Source organism: Nodosilinea sp. LEGE 07088 (genome assembly GCF_015207395.1).
In the GTDB taxonomy this organism is placed as follows: domain Bacteria; phylum Cyanobacteriota; class Cyanobacteriia; order Phormidesmidales; family Phormidesmidaceae; genus Nodosilinea.
In genome coordinates this window covers 1-19,413 of the sequence record NZ_JADEWX010000120.1, presented here as the reverse complement: position 1 = coordinate 19,413, position 19,413 = coordinate 1, and the positions used below count along the sequence as shown (strand labels likewise).

The 19,413-nt window shown below is 58.6% G+C and carries 15 protein-coding genes; 5 read left to right on the top strand and 10 right to left on the bottom strand.

Features of this window, described 5'->3' with window-relative positions:
* Nucleotides 1–492: 492 nt before the first annotated feature.
* The gene (locus IQ254_RS21415; RefSeq protein ID WP_193968191.1) at nucleotides 493–948 is read right to left on the bottom strand and encodes a nucleoside deaminase; all 456 of its coding nucleotides are present in this window, start codon (nucleotides 946–948) and stop codon (nucleotides 493–495) included.
* A 289-nt stretch (nucleotides 949–1,237) separates the two neighbouring features.
* Here IQ254_RS21415 and IQ254_RS21410 point away from each other — a divergent pair, with 289 nt between their 5' ends.
* Nucleotides 1,238–1,711, top strand: a complete 474-nt coding sequence (locus IQ254_RS21410) for a hypothetical protein (RefSeq protein ID WP_193968190.1) — start codon at nucleotides 1,238–1,240, stop codon at nucleotides 1,709–1,711.
* 158 nt (nucleotides 1,712–1,869) lie between these two features.
* On the opposite strand, the gene gloA is transcribed toward IQ254_RS21410, so the two are convergent.
* From gloA to IQ254_RS21380, 6 genes are all read right to left on the bottom strand, one after another.
* Entirely contained in the window at nucleotides 1,870–2,301 is a 432-nt protein-coding gene (gene gloA, locus IQ254_RS21405) for a lactoylglutathione lyase (RefSeq protein WP_193968189.1), read from the bottom strand.
* A gap of 220 nt (nucleotides 2,302–2,521) precedes the next feature.
* Nucleotides 2,522–3,448 (bottom strand): SPFH domain-containing protein, encoded by a 927-nt coding sequence (locus IQ254_RS21400; protein ID WP_193968188.1) that lies wholly within the window; start codon nucleotides 3,446–3,448, stop codon nucleotides 2,522–2,524.
* A gap of 283 nt (nucleotides 3,449–3,731) precedes the next feature.
* A complete protein-coding gene (locus tag IQ254_RS21395) occupies nucleotides 3,732–4,685 on the bottom strand; it encodes a hemolysin activation protein (protein ID WP_193968187.1) in 954 nt (317 codons plus the stop codon).
* Nucleotides 4,686–4,916: 231 nt separating this feature from the next.
* Nucleotides 4,917–5,366, bottom strand: coding sequence for a phosphate-starvation-inducible PsiE family protein (locus IQ254_RS21390; protein WP_193968186.1), 450 nt, complete (start codon nucleotides 5,364–5,366; stop codon nucleotides 4,917–4,919).
* Nucleotides 5,367–5,378: 12 nt separating this feature from the next.
* Nucleotides 5,379–7,604, bottom strand: a complete 2,226-nt coding sequence (locus IQ254_RS21385; protein ID WP_193968185.1) for a molybdopterin oxidoreductase family protein — start codon at nucleotides 7,602–7,604, stop codon at nucleotides 5,379–5,381.
* 221 nt (nucleotides 7,605–7,825) lie between these two features.
* The gene (locus IQ254_RS21380) at nucleotides 7,826–9,424 is read right to left on the bottom strand and encodes a ferredoxin--nitrite reductase (RefSeq protein WP_193968184.1); all 1,599 of its coding nucleotides are present in this window, start codon (nucleotides 9,422–9,424) and stop codon (nucleotides 7,826–7,828) included.
* A gap of 447 nt (nucleotides 9,425–9,871) precedes the next feature.
* On the opposite strand from IQ254_RS21380, the gene IQ254_RS21375 reads away from it, so the two are divergent.
* The 3 genes from IQ254_RS21375 to IQ254_RS21365 all read left to right on the top strand — a co-directional run bounded on the left by IQ254_RS21375 (nucleotide 9,872) and on the right by IQ254_RS21365 (nucleotide 13,186).
* The gene (locus tag IQ254_RS21375) at nucleotides 9,872–10,966 is read left to right on the top strand and encodes a HEAT repeat domain-containing protein (protein ID WP_193968183.1); all 1,095 of its coding nucleotides are present in this window, start codon (nucleotides 9,872–9,874) and stop codon (nucleotides 10,964–10,966) included.
* A 168-nt stretch (nucleotides 10,967–11,134) separates the two neighbouring features.
* Nucleotides 11,135–12,061: a LysR family transcriptional regulator gene (locus tag IQ254_RS21370; RefSeq protein WP_193968182.1), complete on the top strand. Its 927-nt coding sequence runs from the start codon at nucleotides 11,135–11,137 to the stop codon at nucleotides 12,059–12,061.
* Nucleotides 12,062–12,109: 48 nt separating this feature from the next.
* Complete coding sequence (locus IQ254_RS21365; RefSeq protein ID WP_193968181.1) at nucleotides 12,110–13,186, top strand: anthranilate phosphoribosyltransferase family protein; 1,077 nt, start codon at nucleotides 12,110–12,112, stop codon at nucleotides 13,184–13,186.
* A gap of 7 nt (nucleotides 13,187–13,193) precedes the next feature.
* On the opposite strand, the gene IQ254_RS21360 is transcribed toward IQ254_RS21365, so the two are convergent.
* Together IQ254_RS21360 and glgP are read right to left on the bottom strand one after the other, a co-directional pair.
* Entirely contained in the window at nucleotides 13,194–14,045 is an 852-nt protein-coding gene (locus tag IQ254_RS21360) for a Tab2/Atab2 family RNA-binding protein (RefSeq protein WP_193968180.1), read from the bottom strand.
* Nucleotides 14,042–16,240: an alpha-glucan family phosphorylase gene (glgP, locus tag IQ254_RS21355; RefSeq protein WP_193968179.1), complete on the bottom strand. Its 2,199-nt coding sequence runs from the start codon at nucleotides 16,238–16,240 to the stop codon at nucleotides 14,042–14,044. The genes IQ254_RS21360 and glgP overlap by 4 nt, the downstream gene beginning before the upstream one ends.
* 257 nt (nucleotides 16,241–16,497) lie before the next feature.
* Between glgP and IQ254_RS21350 the strand changes: the two genes are divergently transcribed.
* Nucleotides 16,498–17,784 carry a D-Ala-D-Ala carboxypeptidase family metallohydrolase gene (locus IQ254_RS21350; RefSeq protein ID WP_193968178.1) on the top strand — a complete coding sequence of 429 codons (1,287 nt, stop codon included), beginning with the start codon at nucleotides 16,498–16,500 and terminating at the stop codon, nucleotides 17,782–17,784.
* Between the two features lie 6 nt (nucleotides 17,785–17,790).
* On the opposite strand, the gene IQ254_RS21345 is transcribed toward IQ254_RS21350, so the two are convergent.
* Entirely contained in the window at nucleotides 17,791–19,074 is a 1,284-nt protein-coding gene (locus IQ254_RS21345) for a hypothetical protein (protein ID WP_193968177.1), read from the bottom strand.
* Nucleotides 19,075–19,413: the final 339 nt, after the last annotated feature.

Genomic DNA, 19,413 nt, shown 5'->3' with positions numbered 1-19,413 from the left:
GGAGGGGTGGGTTCAACTCCAGGCAACCTACCGACTTACTTGCGGTAAGCAACAAGCTTATTGCCAAGATTTACCCACCCCGCCCTGCGGGCATCCCTCCGAGGAGGGGAAGGGCGAGGAAGACAGAACGCAAAAACCCTAGCTGCCCGCAGCTGAGGTGCAAACTGGGGGGCTAGGGTACGATGACCTTAGCCTCGCAATCTGCCTGTTAGATTTGCGGGGTTAGCTGTTCGTAGGTGGTGACACACCTGCGGACAGCGCCAAGATTTTCGAGTTCTGCGTAAGCACCGCGACGTTGAAGAAGAAGTCAAAAAGCCAGCAGACTAGCGCAGCATGCCTCGCCTAAAGAAGGGGCTGACAGCAGAGGTGTAAGGTGGCAATGTCCACCCGATGGGTTTGGCTTGCGATCGCCTCATTGGCAGGCGGGCAGTGCCCGCCCTACATAGGATAATTCCTGCTGCATAATGATGATAATCACGGGCAGCGGCTCTGTCACTCCAAGGGAAAATCCTGATGCAGTTGCTTGCACTCATCCAGCAACAAGCCGCTTTGGATCGAGTAATCATCACTCGGCGATCGCTTGAACACCTCTTCGCAGCGAATGCCAATCATATTGGGGTTGCTGTCTGAAAAGTCGTTAGCGCCAACCCCGTACACAATATCGCTGATGCCCGCCCAGAAGCAGGTCGCGGCACACATGGTGCAGGGTTCGCAGGTTGAGTACAGAGTGTAGAGGCCTGACGGAGCGGCGCTCCCGACCCGTTGGGTGAGGCGGCGGATGGCGTTGACCTCTGCATGGCAGGTGGGGTCATTGTCGGGCTGCACGGTATTGCCAGCCCGTTCAACCACCTGATTATCTTTGACAATGACGGCTCCAAAAGGGGTTTTGCTTTTGCGGGCCACTTCGATTGCCAGGCGCATAAATTTTTCGGGATTTTCAGTGTCCATAGAACCTTTTTTCTCCATACTGTTACCATGTCACGATTTTGAAGGCGCTGCGCCCCCCTAACGTTAACCATGCAGGTCTATCTGGAGAAAGATAGCGACTGAACAGCAGGCTCCAGAAAATAGCTGATTTTTGTGGGTCAGTCAGCTTTATACGGCCTTTATGCCAAGACAGACGCTCATTCGAATTGAGGGTAACTTTTTCTGTTTAGCGCCGAGGAATCGCACTGTCGATGCAGACTGTTGAAGTGAAATTCACTATTATTAATAATAATAATAATGAGGAGTGACAATGAACCACAAGCTAGCACTATTGACCACGCTTACTTTCAGTGCGATCGCAGCCCCAGCAGCAGCTCAGGCCCAAACGATTCCCGACTATTACGTCGGCGCTGGCGTCCGGGCCGGGTTTAACGACAGCACGTCCTTTGTGCTCGATTCCAAAGCTAAAGTCTTTGACTTTGACAACATTGCCGGGGGCACGATTGGATCGGTTTCTGTGCGGCCATCCGTTGTCTTCGACAGCAGTACTGAACTGCGGATTCCTGTCTCCGTAGACTTTATTCTAACTGAGAACTTTTACCCCTACGCTGGGGCAGGGATTGCCTACAACGCCGACGGTCGATCGGCCGTAGACGCCATGATTACTGGCGGGCTCGACTGGAGCGTGGCCCGCAACGTAGTGCTCGACCTCAATGCCAGCGTGTTATTTAAGCCCGGCAATACCGACACCGAGCTAACTGCCACTGTCAACTACGCCTTTTAAGCCGCTCCAATCGCCCAAACATGACAAATTAAGGGGGATAGCCTCGAATACAGTCTTAAGATCCAACCCGCTGTCCAATCTTGGCTGTCAAGGCAGATCCCCCAGGTTCCTTGAGGCTAGATGTTTGTTTTACCCCCTAAAAAACGGGCAGATAAATTTCAGTTCACCGCCATCTGGGGCTCTGCCGCCGGTTTGTGCCCCGCCGAGGTACCCAGTTGAATCAGCTCGACCTTGTAGCCATCGGGGTCTTGCACAAAGGCAATTACCGTAGAGCCGTGCTTCATGGGGCCGGGTTCGCGCACCACCTGGCCTCCCTGGGCCTTAATTTGCTCGCAGGTGCCATAGATGTCGTCTACCCCTAGCGCAATGTGGCCGTAGGCCGTACCCAAATCGTAGGTGTCTACGCCCCAGTTGTAGGTCAGCTCTAGCACCGTATGATCAGACTCTTCGCCATAACCCACAAAGGCCAGGGTAAACTCGCCACCAGGGTAGTCTTTCTTGCGCAGCAGCGTCATGCCCAGCACATCGCAGTAAAACTTGAGAGAACGGTCTAGGTCGCCGACCCGCAGCATGGTATGTAGTAGTCGCATGGTGAGTTCGATTTCGTAGATTTCGTCGATCACCTCCCATTATGACCACGCGTCTAGTCGGTGTGGCACTGGTCACAATATGGAGAAGAGGAGGAGCTGGGAAACTGAAGGGGCCCAGCGACCTGAGCTGCGATTTTTATTTCGGCCCAGCAATACCCATATGCTTTGGCAGCAGCAAATCAACGTCTCCTGCTCTCTAGCCCCTTTGCTCCCTTGCTCCCTAGCCCTGATCGCCGGATGTTGTTCTACTGCGCAAAACCTCCAGGGTCTTAGACATTTCCACTGGGAACAAAATCACCGTGTTCGACGGGCTGGCCCCTAGACCATCGATGCTTTGCAGGGTGCGGAGTTCCAGCGCAATGGGGTTGGCCTCCATGATCTGGGCGGCGGCGGCGAGGCTCTGAGCGGCAAGGCGATCGCCATCGGCTTTGGTAATCGTGGCTCGTTTCTCGCGCTCCGCCGAAGCCTGGCGCGACATCATTCGCTTCAAGTCTTCGGGTAGCTCAATGTCTTGCAGACGAATGGAGTCGATGTGCATGCCCCAATCCTGAATGTGTTCTTCCACAATCGATCCAATTTGGGTCTGGATCTGCTCCCGTTCCGATAGCAGATCATCCAGTGATAGCCCTCCCACCACATCGCGTAGGGCGGCCTGGGCGTACTGTGACACCGCAAAGCGAAAGTCTTGAATCGAGATCACGGCCTTTTTGGCATCGCTGACCTGAAAAAATAGGGCACTGTCAATTTCGGCGGGTACGTTGTCGCGGGTAATGACCTTTTGGCGCGGAATATTGATTACCAGGGTGCGGGTGTCGATAAACTGCACCGACTCCAGCACCGGCACTACGTACAGCAGCCCCGGCCCCCGCACATCCTGAATTTTACCCAGTTGTAAAATGACCCCCCGCTCCCATTCGGCGGCCACCCTAACGCCACCCACGACTAAGCCCCAAACCGCTGCCACAATTACCCCAGCGGTGATTCCTGCCGGTCGCTGGCGCGGGGCCAGCCCCAAGAACAGCACCGCAAACAAGAGCAGCATAGGGGCAAGAAACAGCACCTGTCGTACCCCCCGCCCTAGAGAAACATGGCCTTCGGCAGGTTTGGCGTAGACACGGTTGGGTGGTTCGGAAGATGAATTGGTCATGGGCGCAGTCTGCCAGGTGGGAATGCTACTTAGACTAGCTAAACCCGCAAGACCTAGAGGGTTGCATCACAATTTTGTGTGCAACCGTAATATTTGATTACCACTGATCTAGATTATGCGGTGATAGTCATGCTAATCATCGCCGCTTGTACGTTGGCTGGTTAACGCTTATGGTTGACCTGCTTCATCGCACTTCTTTTTCGCCATAGGGACAAATTTAAACTGGACAAATTTAAACTGGACAAATTTAAACTGGATGAATTAATCGCTTAAAGGTAAGGGGTTAATTCATTATTTTCATCTTTGAGAGCATAGCTTTAAAGAACTTTAATATCCTCTGGGTGACATTCTGGTTGCCAGCTACAGGAGTGACATTGGGGGCACTCAGAAAGGCTTTGAGCTGGTTTAAATCGGTGACATCGTAGGCGATGGCATCGGGCCAGAAAAACTGATTTGCGAGAGCATCCTGACCCATGGTTGGTGCGATCGCGCCTAAGGAATCGCCGCTGCCGCAATGTATGCCTGACCCGTCAAAGCCAGTATTTTGTACCAGATTAGTGGTGGGGTAAAGCACCAAGCCCTGCTGCCGAGATACGGCATACCACCAGAGTATGCCCCAGGAATCGTTACGCCCGGCGAGGCGATCGTCCAACATTTGTAGATAGTTATAGGCACCCCCCAGGTTGAACAACGCTAGCCACTGGTTCTCTTTTCTAGCCGCATCTAACCCCTCGGGCATCCAGGCAAAATGCTGCCATGCTCGCTGCCACGTTGCCCAACCCCAGGTCGTTGTAACCGGCAAAAAGAAAGCATCGCCTTGAGGTTGCTCAGGACTGGCCAGGGTGCAGCCAGAAACCTGCATCACGCTAGGTTCGTGCTGGTAGCGCTGGAGCGCAGCTACCATATAGACCAAAAAATCTGGGCTAACGACTAAGTCGTCTTCAACGACAATCACCTGCCCATAGGTTTCACATAGGCTAGAAACCCCGGTAACGATCGATTTAGACAGCCCCAGGTTGTCAGAGCGCTCAACAATTTTGGCTTCTAGTTTGCTCGCCCACCGCTGCAGAACTGCGCGTGTTTTTTCCACCCCAGCGATGGCCTCGGCATCGCGGGGAGCGTCAGAAAAGAAGTAAAACAGGCACTGCTCTAGGCCCCGGCACTGCGACAATGCCTCAAGGGCTTTCCCGGTATGGTCGGGGCGATTGTAGGTAAAGACAGCGACAGGAATTTTCATTCAGACTGGATATACATACTCTGTGCTGTGGAGTAATACGCCTCAGTAGGAACATGCCCGCCAGAGACGATGGTTAGATCGCAGCGGCGGCCCAATGACGACGAACGTTGAGGCTGGGTCGTAAATTTGCCTCGACAATTATACTACTTGGCCCTGGTGAAACCCAGAGGTTTCCTAGGGCTGGGCCACCGCACGGTCTGCGCCCGTAGTCTACGAACCATAGCTCCCCGCCTAGCGATGGCTGGTGCGCACAATCCAGTAGCTAATGGCGAGGGCAAAAATGGCGATCGCTAGGCCGATCAGCGTCACTCCAGAGACCTTGGCCAGGTCGAGAATAATGATTTTGCGGCCTACGGCGGTGAGGGCCGTGGCAATTACCAACTCCACCTGCACCACATGCTTCTGAATGTAGGCGGTGATATTTTCTAAAATTTCCAGGGCAATCAGCACGCTGAGAAAGAGGCCCAAAATATCGATTGCCGTCTGCCCCAAAAAGGTGCCGGGGGCGGTCGTAAAAATAGCCTTCCCCATCACAATCGCCAGATCGAAAACCATCGCCAAAATAATGCCAATTAACCCTATCGACAGCACCTTGGAGATCGTGCCTTCAAACTGGTGCAGGCGTCTGAGAAAGGTTTCGTTACTCAATTGCTGAAGCAGCTGCCTGACCAACTTGGCCATAGGAGGGAAATTTTAAGAGGTGGGGGCTGCTGAGAGAATAGACGATTCTGTAGCCTGGGGTAAAGCCTGGGTGGTCGAGTCTAGCGGGGGATGTGCCACGGGCACTACCTGCACAGCGCAGGCTTTGAGCTCGGGCTGACCCGAGATCGGGCACACCTCCGAGTGGGTGAGCGCGTTGCATTCGGCATCGTCGGCCCACAGGCTACCCCAGTGCATGGGCACAAACAGGGTGCCCCGACGAATGTTGAGGGTCACTAAAACCGGTAGGCGGGCCAGGCCCCGCTGCGATCGCACCTCCACCCAGGCACCCTCTTCAATCGGCATCTGCTCGGCATCGCGGGGATGCATCTCCAGAAAAGGCTGGGGGTGCATTTTTTGAATTTTTTCGATTCGCCCGGTACGGGTTTGGGTATGCCAGTGGCCATAGAGCCGCCCGGTGGTGAGCACAAACGGGTAGCGCTCGTCCGGTGGTTCGGCGAGCCCTTTTTCGTGGACTGGGGCAAAGCGGGCCCGGCCATCGGCGGTGGCAAAGGTACCGTCGGTGTAGAGGCGTTTATCGTGCTTAGTGGCAGCAGTATCAGGCGTTTCGGAGTCGGGGCAGGGCCACTGAATTGGCCCTAGGGTCGCCAGGCGAGCGTGGCTGACGCCGGTCATGTCGCAGGGCCGACCCTGGGTGAGCTGAGCAAACTCGCGATGCACCTCGGCACTGGTGGTAAAGGCAAACTGCTGGGCAAAGCCCAGGCGGCGACCCACCTCGGCAAAAATCTCCCAGTCGGGACGGGCCTCCCCCGGGGGCGGGCGAAAGGCCGGACATAGGGTAATGACCCGCTCGGAGTTGGTCATGGTACCGGTTTTCTCGCCCCACTGGGCGGCGGGCAGCAGCAGGTGGGCAAAGGCAGCGGTTTCGGTGGGGTAGTAGGCGTCTTGGTAAACGGTGAAGGGCGACTGGCGCAGGGCCGCTTTGGTGCGGTTGAGATCGGGCAAGCTCACGGCTGGGTTGGTAGCGGCAATCCACAGCAGACCGACCTGCTGCCGCTCTAGGGCCAACATCATTTCGCCTACCGAGAGCCCAGGCTTGGCAGCTATTTGGCCCGTCGGCAGGCCCCAAAATTGCTCGACCTGGCGACGGTGTTCGGCCTCTTTGACCAAGCGATAGCCGGGCAAAATGTGGGAGAGCCCCCCGGCCTCACGCCCCCCCATGGCGTTGGGCTGCCCGGTCAGAGAGAAAGGCCCCGCCCCCGGACGGCCCAGCTGCCCCGTCATCAGGTGCAGGTTGATTAGGGCGCGTACCTTAGCGGTGCCCTCTGACGACTGGTTTAGCCCCATTGACCAGAGCGAGAGCACCGCCTTGGCATCGGCCCAGATGCGGGCGGTGGTTTCGAGGTCGGCGACGGCAATACCGCAGCGCTCGGCGACGACCTCTGGGGGATAGTGGCGCAGCACCTCGGTATAGGCAGCAAACCCCTGGGTGTGGCCATCGATAAACTCTGGAGTCAGGGCCCCCCAGCGCAACAGCAGGTGACCAATGCCGTTGAGCAGGGTGATGTCGCTGCCCGGGCGAATGGCCAGATGCAGGTCAGCGACCTTGGCGGTGTCGGTGCGGCGAGGATCGACCACAATCAGCTTGACATTGGCATTGCGCTTGTGGTGTTTGCGCAGTCGGTTAAATGCGATTGGGTGACATTCGGCGGCGTTGGTGCCGATTAAAAAAGCGCAGTCGGTGGTTTCCAGGTCGGCGTAGCAGCAGGGGGGGCCATCGGCCCCAAAGCTATGGATATAGCCCGCTACCGCCGAAGACATACAAAGCCGCGAGTTGGCGTCAAAATTGTTGGTGCCCAGGCAGCCCTTCACCAACTTCTGGGCCACATAATAGTCTTCGGTTTGAAACTGTCCCGAACCATAGACGCAAATGCCGTCGGGCCCAAGCGTTTGGCGCACGGCCTGAATGCGATTCACGATCGCATCCAGCGCCACCTCCCAACTCACCGGCTCGAAGGGATCGTCGAGGGATGCCCGCAGCATTGGGTGCAGGAGCCGATCGCGGTCGATCGACTCCGCCACGGTAGCCCCCTTAACGCACACCATGCCCTGGCTAGAGGGGTGGCCCCGATCGCCCCGGGCCTGCCACTGCGGCTGGCCTGGCTGATCAGCGTTCGCGGGGCGCTGAGCTACGGGCACAACTTCAAGGCCGCAACCTACGCCGCAGTAAGGACACAGGGTTTTGGCAGGATCGGTCATCGGGGCTTCCTAATGGGTTCTGAATGGGCTTCCTGATGGCGTTTCATGGTCTCATTGGGGAGCCAAGGCTGACTGTCTGGGGTCAAAGACAGATACCAGGAGAGAGCGATGATGAACGCCTGCGTTACTCCCTCGCCATGGCACCCTGCCCTGTGCTAAGTTGGCTGCAAATGCAAACTGTGTGTCCTGGCTTCTTTGGAGCGGCAGGGCATTTTTTTTGCCTAGTCCACCACCACCACTGCAGGGCTATGGCCAGGGTCGATCTCCCTGGTACAGGGCTGGGCACCAAAGTTGTCGATCAGCAGCGATCGCAGCACCTCGTGCAGATCGTCACAGGCAATTCCCTGCTGCACTTTCTCGCCTAGGTGAGCGTCTTTGCCCACCTTGCCGCCCATAAAAATATCTACTCCCTCCACGGTTTTGCCGTCTTTGCGCACCTTAGTGCCCATCAGGCCAATATCGGCCACCTGGGGCTGACCGCAGGAGTTGGGGCAGCCGGTCCAATGAATGCGCACCGGCTGGGTGAGGGTAAGTTCGGCATCGAGGGCCTGGGCTAAGGCCATGGCCCGCTGCTTGGTTTCAACCAGGGCAAAGTTGCAAAACTGGGCCCCGGTGCAGGACACCAGCGATCGCGTCAGGGCCGAGGGCGCGATCGAAAATTTCTGCAACAATGGCTCTTCGAGCAGCATTGGCAGCCGTGAGTCGGGCACGTTGGGGATAATCACATTCTGCTCAACCGTCAGCCGGAGCTCGCCGTTGCCGTAGACCTCTGCCAATCGGGCCAAATCAAACAGATCGGTAGCCTGCAACCGCCCCACCGGAATATGCAGCCCCACGTAGTTTAACCCCACCTGTTTTTGGCGGTGTACACCGATGTGGTCGCGCTTGTCCCAGTCCATTTCATCCTTGGGAGCAGCGGTCAGCAGGGGCTGACCATAGGCTGCCTCCACCGCCAGGCGAAAGCGCTCCATCCCCCACTCGTCGATCAGCCACATGAGACGGGCCTTTTGACGATTGACCCGGAGGCCATGGTCGCGATAGACCTCTAAAATGGCGCGGCTCAGCTCCACTACGCTATCGTCGGGGGCCACCCAGGCATTGAGGGGAATAGCGGCCTCACAGCGCCGGGCCGAAAAGAACCCTCCGACTAAGACGTTAAAACCCAGCACCCCCTCGCGATAGGCGGGCACGAAGGCAATATCGTTGATTTCAGCGTGGATAGAATTATCGCGTCCCCCCTCGATGGCAATATTGAACTTGCGCGGCAGGTTGGTGAACGCAGGGTTACCATCCCCGTTGTTGGTGATCATGTCCTGCACCTTGCGCACCAGCCCCTGGGTATCAATCAGCTCGTCGGCATCGAGCCCCGCCACCGGCGACCCGGTGATGTTGCGCACGTTATCCATACCCGACTGCATCGAGGTTAGCCCGGCGGCGTGCATGCGGCGAAAAATATCGGGAATATCTTCGAGTAAAATGCCCCGCAGCTGAAGGTTTTGACGGGTCGTCACGTCAGCACTGCCGTCTTCGCCGTAGCGTTGAATGATTTCCGCTAGAGTACGGGCCTTGTATCCGGTTAGCACCCCATTAGGCAACCGTAGCCGCAACATAAACTTGCCCGGAGTGACCGGCCGAAAGAAAATGCCCAGCCACTTGAGCCGGTGGGTGAGATCAGTCTCATCGACAGCCTCCCAGCCTATCTGAGCAAACTGCTCAAGCTCCTGCTTGACCAAAAGACCGTCTTTGTCGGCCTTAAGTTTTTCAAACTTGTTGAGCTTCGGGGTGGCCGTCGAGTTGGCCGTGTCGATGGAAGTGGTCACAGGCTACACCGTTTTACAAAAACACTTGCCGACGCATTCTTTATAGACAGAGCAGACACGGGCAGATCAGCCTTGATCCCGCCGCTGAAACAAACGCAGTGGTCACGTTAGGCTGCGCAGGGTAACTCGGGTTTAAACTGCCGGGGGGCCGCTCGAATCATGAACTGCTTTACTCGAGGAACCGATCGGCCCAGGTGTCGCTAGACTAGACTCGGACTAACGAGGATTTTGTATAAGCTTATACGTTTTTTGGAACGCCATGCAGTCTTTGCAAGATGAATGTGCGCAGATCGCATAGTTTGCCTTGGGAAAACGATGCCCACCCTCTATGGTGTAATGGCTGGGGTGTAATGGCTGGAGCAGGGCTTGACTAGGAGCATAGCTGTGCCCGATGAATGTTGGTCGCCCAATGGAACTCTGGGCGGAGTAAGGGCGAGAAAATCGACCATGCGCACTGCAGTAGCAGGAATCTGCTCCGGTGACTTTCACGATCGCTGGGAGCAGTCTCGCCAGGTGGCTGATCTGGGTGACATGGCCCTGGGCGATTTGCTGGCCCTACTTCAAGACGATCAGGGCGATTGGGAAGCGCGCTGGTTTGCGGCCCGAGCGCTGGGGGGGGTTAACCGCCCTGAGGTGATCACGGCCCTGTTCAATACCTTTGCCACCACCGCCGACGATGACCTGCGTCAGGTGGTGGCAAAGGCCCTCACCCAGATTGGTGCCCCGGCGATCGCGGCCCTGGGCAATCTGCTGGCTCAGCCACCGCTGCGGCCTGTGGCCGTGCAGGCCCTGGCTCGCATTCAACACCCCGATACTGTGCCCCTACTGCTAACGGCCACCGCAGATCTCCGGTCGTCGGTGCGAGCGACCGCCCTTGATGCGCTCAGCGCCGCTGCCGACCCCACCATCATCCCTGCGGTGCAACGGGGGCTCGACGATGGGGCCCCAATCGTTCGCTCTGCCGCGATTCGAGGCCTGTTGAGCCTGCGTAGCCTGCTCTCCTCGACTCAACTAATTGATGCCCTCGCTCCCAAACTGTGGGATGCAGACTTGGCGGTGGCCCAGCAAGCCATCTATGCGCTAGGACGACTCCAAACCCCGGCGGCGGCAGCCCCCCTGCTCAAGCGATTGCGGACTGAGCCCTCTACTGAGCCCTCTACTGAGCCCTCTACTGAGCCCTCTGAAGCCCTGCAAACTTACCTGGTCCAAGCCTTGACCTGGCAAAATACGGTCGCTGGTCTGGATGGATTGATCGAGGCTTGGCCCAGCCTCAGCCAGCCGGTGCGCCTCGCTATGGTTCAGGGGCTGGGGACCGTTGCTCCAGCACTGGCGCCCCAGGCGGCAGCGGCCTTGTCTCACTGGTTGAGCGCCCTGCCCACAACCCCCGTCCACGGCATGCTGCGCAGCCACCTGGTGTTGGCCCTGGGGCATTTAGGCATCCCTGAATGCATCCCTCAGCTGCAAGCCCTGTGCCAAGACCCAGACCCCGTGGTGCAGCTCCATGCTGAAGCCGCCCTGCGCCAATTACAACCGACACCTTGAGTCTAGCCATGGCCCGCTGGGAAAAGGCCGTTGTCACCCTGGAGCCATTGTAGCTGTGGCTACTTTTGATACTAAGTCTTGGGCCACGATCTGCTAAGTAGAGACAGGTCAACTCCACGGCAGGATGCCGGTCAGGGCTGGCCCAGCCGTGGTAGGTATCTAAAACCCATGCGCATAGAGCAAATTCAGGCATTTCTATCGGTCGCAGAGACCGGCAGCTTTCAGGTGGCGGCCCAGCAGTGCCAAGTGACTCAGTCTACGGTCAGCCGCCAGGTACAGGCCCTAGAGGTCGAGCTGGATGCGCCCCTATTTCATCGCAGCGCCCAGGCCAAACTGACGGTGGCTGGGGAACGATTGCTGCCTAAGGCCCGGCGGATCTACCAAGACTGGGTGCAGGTCTCAAAAGATATTGCCGACCTGATGGCGGGCAAGCAGCCCGAGCTCTGTGTAGCGGCTATTCAATCGGTGTGTGCTACCGTGCTGCCGCCAGTCCTGCAGCAGTTCTGTGCCGAATATCCCCAGGTGCAGCTGCGGGTGACGGCCCTGGGCAGCGATCGCTCCCTTAAGGTGCTGCGCGATGGCCTGGTCGATCTGGCCATTGTGATGGATAACCCGCGCCTCACCAGCCAATCCGAAATGGTCGTCACCCCTCTATTTGAAGAGCCGATCGAGGTATTGATGGCTGCCGACCACGACCTCGCGGCCCAGCCTGAGATCGAATGGGAAGCGCTGTCTCGGTTTCCACATATTGTCTTCAAAGACGGTTACGGTATGCAGCGGCTGGTGCAACAGCAGTTTCAAAACCGGGGCGAGGTCTTTAACCCGGTGATGGAACTCAACACGCTCGATGCCTTTCGGGGGGTCATTCGCCAGGGCAACTTTGTCGCTCTGCTACCCCAGGCAGCTCTGGCAGAATGCTGCCACGACCCTACCGTGGCGGTACGCCCCACCAGTCAGCCAGTGCTCACCCGTTCAGTGGTGCTGGTGACGACCCGCGATCGCCTGGTGATTCCACCTATTCAGCGATTCCATGCGCTGGTGCAGAGTTTAGCTACCCCAACTCGGCTCCGCCCGCTGCCCACGGCAGTCGCCTGAGGTTTAGGTCATAATTCTCTATGTTCTTGTCAGCAATCGGTTGTCGCTATGAGTAACGAGTTTCGGGATTTGCTCAAGCAAGTGGGCAGCGGGAGTCATACCTCCAGGCCGCTGACCCAATCCGAAGCTGAAGCTGCCACCCGCATGATGCTGACCCAAACAGCGACCCCAGCCCAGATCGGCGCATTTATGATTGCCCACCGCATCAAGCGACCCACTGCCGAGGAAATGGCGGGCACCCTTGATGCCTACGCTGCCCTGGGGCCAACCCTGCCTGCCATTGCCGACCACCGCCCCGCCCTGGTGCTGAGCTGCCCCTACGACGGGCGATCGCGCACCGCGCCCGTGACCCCAGTGACAGCGCTGGTGCTAGCGGCCGCAGGAGTACCGGTGGTGCTGCACGGGGGCGATCGGATGCCGACTAAAGAGGGTATCCCCCTGATCGACCTATGGGCGCAGCTGGGCGTTGACCTCCGGCCCCACACCCTGACCCAGGCCCATACCCTGCTCAACCGCACCAGCCTGGGGTTTGTCTACTTACCGCAGCACTTCCCCGCCGCCCACGGGCTGGTGCCCTACCGAGAGCAAATTGGCAAGCGCCCCCCCTTCGCTACCGTCGAGCTGCTGTGGTCGCCCTACGCGGGCCCGCACACCCTAGTGATGGGCTTTGTCCACCCACCCACCGAAACCTTGGCGAAGGGCACCTTTGCGCTGCGGGGTAAACCCGACTGGATCACGGTCAAGGGGCTGGAGGGCAGCTGCGACCTGGCTCGGAGCCGCACGGCGATCGTCGGGGTCAACCGCCAGGGGCAGGCTGAGCGACTGCTGTTGCACCCGCGCGACTATGGGTTTGAGGGCGACGATGTGGAGTTAAGCGAGGAGGCCTCGCTGGGGTCACGGCTGCTAGAGGTGCTGGCTGGCCATGGCGGTGAACTGGCTAAAACAGCGCGGTGGAATGCTGGCTTTTACCTGTGGCAGGGTGGGGCGGTTGAGTCGCTGGAGGCCGGGTTAGTCAAAGCCGAGCACCTGTTGGCCCGGGGCGATGCCATGGCCAAGCTAGAGCACCTGCGTCAACAGAGTCAGCTTTTGACGGCTGCCCCCGATGCGATCGCCGTTCACCCCTAAGGCATCCTCAACCTGCCACCAACCCCTGCTGTAATAGCCAGAGGCCCGTCGTCGTCATGCCCGAATCGTCGGGACGCACCAGCAGAAAGTGGAGCCCCCGGCTTTGCTGCTTGCGCTGCTCAAATCGCTGCCCTGCGGCCGAGACATCGGGGTCGCGAAAGGTGGTCATCACCCAGCGATCGCACAGCCCTGCTTCGAGCAATAGACCGTCGGGTTCGCCCCGTACAGCGCTCAGCCAGGCCGGGTGCTGGGCCTGAAGCCACCGGGCCAGCCCCAGGGCCTGGCGCCCCGCATCAATCACAATGCCGGGAATTGGCGTGGTACTGGCCAGCCCCAGACGGTCGGGCCGCAGCGGCGGTGGCAGATAGCGAATCGGAATCGGCTCGTAGGGCAGAGTCTGCTCAAAGTCGGCGGCGCTGAGGGCGGTAAACCCCCAGCGATCGCCCCACAGGGCCTCGGGCAGAGGCAAGGGCGGCGGGGCCTCGATATGCAACGGGTTGTAGGGCACCGAGATCGCGTTGGGCTGAGTGGGATACCACTGGGCCCGCTGCTGGAGCCACTGGTGCAGGGTCGGGGTGCGACGACTGGGTTCCACCGCCAGGTTCAGCGATTGACAGGCTGTCGTCAGCAGCGCCAGCGCCTGGGGGCGAAATACCCGAATGGCCTCAGGTGGGGCCCCTGCTTTCTCAATGGCCTGGGTCACCTGGTCACTCACCCAGGCCTTATTCACGGCTGACTGCGGCGTGGTCGCCCCATAGCTAAAGCTAAAGTCCTCACTGCACAGCAGCAGTTCCCAGAGGGGTTCACCACTGGGGCTGGCTAAGGGCGGGCGGTGGAGATCGGCCTGCCAGAGGGTCATCGGCTGACGGTGGGTGGGGGCGTGGGGGCGTACATCTGAGTGAGGTATTCGGCCACCATGCGATCGCTGCTGTAGCTAGGCGCGCAGGAGCGAATTGAAGCTTTCATCATGGCAATCCACTGGCGCGGCAGCCCGGCCATGTCCCGCTGATAGTACATTGGCGCAATCTGCTTTCCCAGCAGATCGTAGAGCGAGTCAGCATCCTGACGATTTTGGCTATCGGAGTCGCTATCGGGGTTGACTTTGCCAATCACCCAGCCGTTAGCGGCCTGACCGGCACTGCCGGGTTTATACCCCTCAGCCCACCAGCCGTCGAAGGTACCGCAGTTAAGGCCACCGTTGAAGCAGACCTTTTGACCACTGGTGCCCGAGGCTTCAGGGCGGCGCGGATGGCTCAGCCACAGATCGACTCCAGCCACCAGCAGCTTGGCCACCGCCATGTCGTAGTCTTCGATATAGGCGACGCGATCGCGCAGGGCCGGGTGGCGGCACCACTCCATCAGCCGCTGAATAATGCGTTTGCCCTCGTCATCGGCAGGGTTGGCTTTGCCCGCAAAAATGATCTGGATTGGGCGGCGGGCATGGGCCAAAATGCGAATAGCTCGATGCAGATCGCTAAACAGCAGCTCGCCGCGTTTATAGGGACTAAAGCGACGACCAAAGCCTAGAGTCAAGACCTTGGGGTCAAGTAAATGATCGACAGCGGCAATTTCATCGGCGGCTTCGCCCCGCTGCTGACGGGCCGATTGCACTCGGGAACGGGTATAGGCAATCAGGCGCTCCTTCAGCAGGCTGTGTCGCTGCCACAGCTGCTCATCGGGGATTTTGTCTACATCGGCCCATCGATCGGAGTCCACGCTCGGGGTCGCCCAGCTATCGCCTAGGTATTGCTGGTACAGATCCATCATCAGCGGCGCTGTCCAGGTGCGGGGGTGAACACCGTTAGTGATCGCCCCAATTGGCACCTGAGCGACCTCGCGATCGGGGTAGAGGGCCTGCCACATCTCGCGACAGATCTCGCCGTGGCGATGGCTGACCCCGTTGGCTTTGCTGCTCAGCCGCAGGGCCAGCACGGTCATAGAAAATAGATCCCAGGGGTCGTCGGGGCGGCGGTTGCCCAGGGCCAGAAATTCTTCTCGCGATAGCCTCAGCTGGGGCCAATAGCTGCCCAAAAATGATTCGATTAAGTCGGCTGAAAACACATTGCTAGCAGCTGACACGGGCGAGTGGGTAGTAAATACAGCGCGCTGGCTCACCTCCCTGGCGATTTCCCCAAAGTCGGCATCGCTATAGCGCATCTCCCGGTAGGCCACCTCCAGCAGGGCAAAGGCCCCGTGGCTGGCGTTGAGATGGTAAACCATTGGCTCAATGTCGAGGGCGTGGAGCATACGCACGCCTCCCACCCCCAGCACCAGGGCCTGGGCCAGGCGAGTTTCGGGATTGCCGCCGTAGAGATGACTGGTAATGCGGCGATCGAGGGAGTCATTGTCGCTGCGGTCGGTATCGAGTAGGTAGAGCTGCGATCGCCCCACCTGCACCCGCCACACCTGCACCCGCACCGTGCGCTGGCGAATATCGACCTTAATCGTTACCGGCTGACCAAACTCGTCGCGCACCAGCTCCATGGGCAGGTGGTTGACCTCGCAATGGGCGTAGTGCTCTTCTTGCCAGCCGCTGCGGTTGAGGTGCTGGTGAAAGTAGCCCTGGCGGTAGAGTAGACCCATGCCCACCATGGGCACCCCCAGGTCAGAGGCCGACTTGAGGCTGTCGCCCGCTAGCACCCCGAGCCCGCCAGCGTAGACCGGCAGCGACTCGTGCAGGCCAAACTCGATGCAAAAGTAGGCCACTGGCCGGTCTGCGCTCAGGTGGGGGGCGACCTGGCTCGCCCAGAGATGGCGATGATGGCCTTGCACGGTAGGTTGACCGGCACGGCGGTAGGCCTCAAACTCGCTGGCTAGCTGGCGCAAACGATTGAGGTAGTGCGGGTCTTCGGCCACCTGCCAGAGGCGCTCGTTGGGCACCGCTTCGAGCAGAGCGACCGGATTGTGGCCACAGCTCTGCCAGCGAGCCGGGTCGAGGGAGCTAAATAGCGAAACATGATCTGCCGTCCAGCTCCACCAGTAGTTGTAGGCGAGGTCAGCGAGAGCAACGAGGGGCGTCGGCAGTTTTGCCTTGAGGCGTAGTGCAGAGGTCATGGGCGCGGTAAAGAACGGTCAGCCTGAAGAGGCGTGCAGAGGTTTGGCTTTTATCCAGCATAGGGGAGAAGTCTATCGCTAAGGTACTTGGATGGAGGTTTATTGTGCAATCTTCGCTCCCTGCTCCCTGAAACTGATCGGCAAGCGACTGAGACTGTCGGTTGGGTTGCCGATGAAAACGACCGGAGCTGGCACCAAGGTTGGGGGGAGTTGCTATATTAATTGAGCTTAGATCGCAGTGATGAGGGGTGATAGGGGTGGATCAAGTTCTGCGGGTCAACCAAGCCACAACCTTTGTGCTGCGACCAGAGCTCCCTTCGCAGCTCGAAGCCAGTGAGCAGGTGGCGATCGCGGCGGGCAGTACCTACCCACTACAGTCCTACGCCTACGCCGACATTAATGGCGGGTTTAATGGCCACATCAAGTTCGCGCTGCGCGATCGCACCATCAATGGGTTTAACACCTGGTTTGTGCCCAGTCAACAGGCCCAGGTTGAGGCCGGTGGCATCGTCGTCTACCCCCAAGAAGACCAGGAAAGCATGCCGGTGCTGTGGATCAATACCAGCACGCTACTCAAGCGTCGCCCCCTCGACTCTACCCGCCTGAGCCCTGAGGAAGTGGTGTCGGTGCCCCGGGGGCAAATCTATACCCTGCACTCCTACGCCTTTGCCGACAGCCAGGGCAACTTTAACAACCACACCAAGTTTGCCATCCGCAATCCCGAAGACTTTGTCGAAGGGCGGAGTACCTGGTTTGTGTATACCCCCCACGCCTTTGTCACCCTCGACAACGACGTGGTGTTTCCCCGCCAGGATCCCAACGCCTTTATCTTGCGGATCACCCAAAATACAGTCTACAAGCGCCGCCCGGTCGATAGTAGCCAGCTAGGCCCCGACGAGCGGGCCAACGCCACCCAGGGCACCCTGCTGACGCTGAGCAGCTACGCCTTTGCCGACTCCCAAGGATCGTTCAACGGACATATTCGCTTTGCCCTCAAGTACGTCAAAGACGACATCAATGGGCTCAACACCTGGTACGTCTACCAGGAGCATGCTCGGGTCGAACGGGCTGGAGTAGTGGTTTATCCGCCCCCGGCCCCAACGCCGCCGCCCCAGTATGTCGGCAGACCGTTTACGCTGCCGGGCAATGTCTCCACCTTCTACACCGACCAGCCGATTATCCCCGGCGGCAGCTTTACCTGGGGCGAGGCCACCCGCGAGGCCACCCGCATTCCCGAGACCCAGGCAATCGTAGACAACATCATTGGCCTGGCGCGAGCCCTGCAACCGGTGCGCGATCGCCTCAATCGCCCCTTTCAGATCAATTCCTGGTATCGTCCGCCCGCTGTCAACCAGGCCGTAGGCGGAGCCCGGGGCAGCCAGCACCTGTTTGGTAAAGCCGCCGATATTCAGGTACAGGGGCTCAGCGGTCGCCAGGTGGCCAACGCCGTCATGCTCTCCTGGCCGGGGGGCATTGGCATCTACGGCAACATTCCCAATATTATTCACCTCGATACTGGCCCCAAACGCACCTGGGGGTTTTAGGCCGACTCAGACTGCGGCCATGCTGTCACCGCTGTAGAAATAGCCCAGATGATGGCCATTTAGGGCCAGGCCCACCTTCATGTACTCCAGGGCTTTGGTGAGCCAGGGCACCTCCTGTCGAGACTTGTTTTGGTGCACATGCAGCAAAATTCCAAACCGCTCTTCGAGCACATACCTGACGCGTGGCCAGAATAGGGTGATGCGCAGCAGCATCTCGGTCACCGTGGCGTGGCCTACTTTTTTGAGCAAGCTCCTAAAGTGGGTAGCGCTACAGCGCTGGGTGCTATCTACCACCAGCAGCTTGAGCAGGTGGCTACAAATGGTGGTGATGGCAATCTCGGTGAACTGATTACCGCCACTGCCCTGGCGTTCATCGCGGCCCCGGTTAATTTCTCTCAGCACCTGCCCCTGTAAGAAGCTGTTGAGATCGGGGCTGTACTGGCTGTCTATTCTGGCCAAGGGTTCGAGCACAAACCGATAGATCTCCTGACAGATGGCATCCATGCCCAGGTGTCGCACTCTGGCGGTCAACTGCGAGGCCACCTGCCAGATGCTGTTGTCGCGATCGGGGCGCATCTGGTTGACACAATCATCAAAGGTTTTGAGGGTGCCAAATTCTCGATATCGAATGATTCCCTTGGGGGTCTGACCGGTTTTTAAGTAGGCATAGATCTGACGATTGATCAGGCGAGCCTTTTTGCGTACCAGCTGGCGCAAATCGTCCTGGTGCTGGCGAGGAATGTCTGGGGTGGCCGTCAGCACTTCGTGCAGATAAAACTGATCTTGAAAGCGATCGCGCAGTCTAGAGGCGGTCTCGGCATCCTGACCATCGGGCTGCTCCCAAGCCTTCAGCAGCCGTAAATTCCACTCTAGGGCGGCGTACTGATCGCTGTGGATATATTCGTTGAGAGCCTGACGCAAACGCCGCAGGTGGCGGCTCTGGGCCTCGGGGTAGGGAGCCTCGCGCTTGACCCGCACAATCAGCTCCTGCAGGGCGGCGGCGCGATCGCCCCTGGCCAACCAGGGGTTGCGCATGCCGTAAAAGCAACGGTTGAGAATGTATTTGCCGCTGCGCTCCCACTGATCGTCGAGCAAAATGCGCTGTAGAGCCTGCTGCACCTTTTCATCGCCCAGGGTATTGGCCTTGGTAATTAAAAGGTGGTGCCGCGCCAGGGCATCGTCGGGCGGCAGCTGCGCCAGTTCGGCCACATAGTGATAGAGAATGCGCTCGTCAGCAGACTCCAGGTAGGCTTCACCGTAGTAGTTGGTAGCGGTATCCCCGACAAACATAGGCTCCCCCTCAGGCCAGGTACAGGCACCCGGTACCGCTCCTACAATACCGGGGCATTAAGGTAGGCCAAGCACTGGTGTAACGTTGGCCACATTTTTAACGGGCTAACTGATCAAACCTTCAAATCAAATAATCAGTTAGGTATGAGCCCTACAGGAACCTGCACATTGGTCGCGGCTTAGAAAAAACCTATTCAGAACCCTATTCAGAACCAGGCTAGAACTTGCCCTTTAGCCACAGCAAGATTGTATTTTTATATCACGATCCCGATGGGTGGGGAACATTAAATTTTTTCAAACGTGAGTTCGACAAAGAATAATTTTTGGACTAACAGTCTC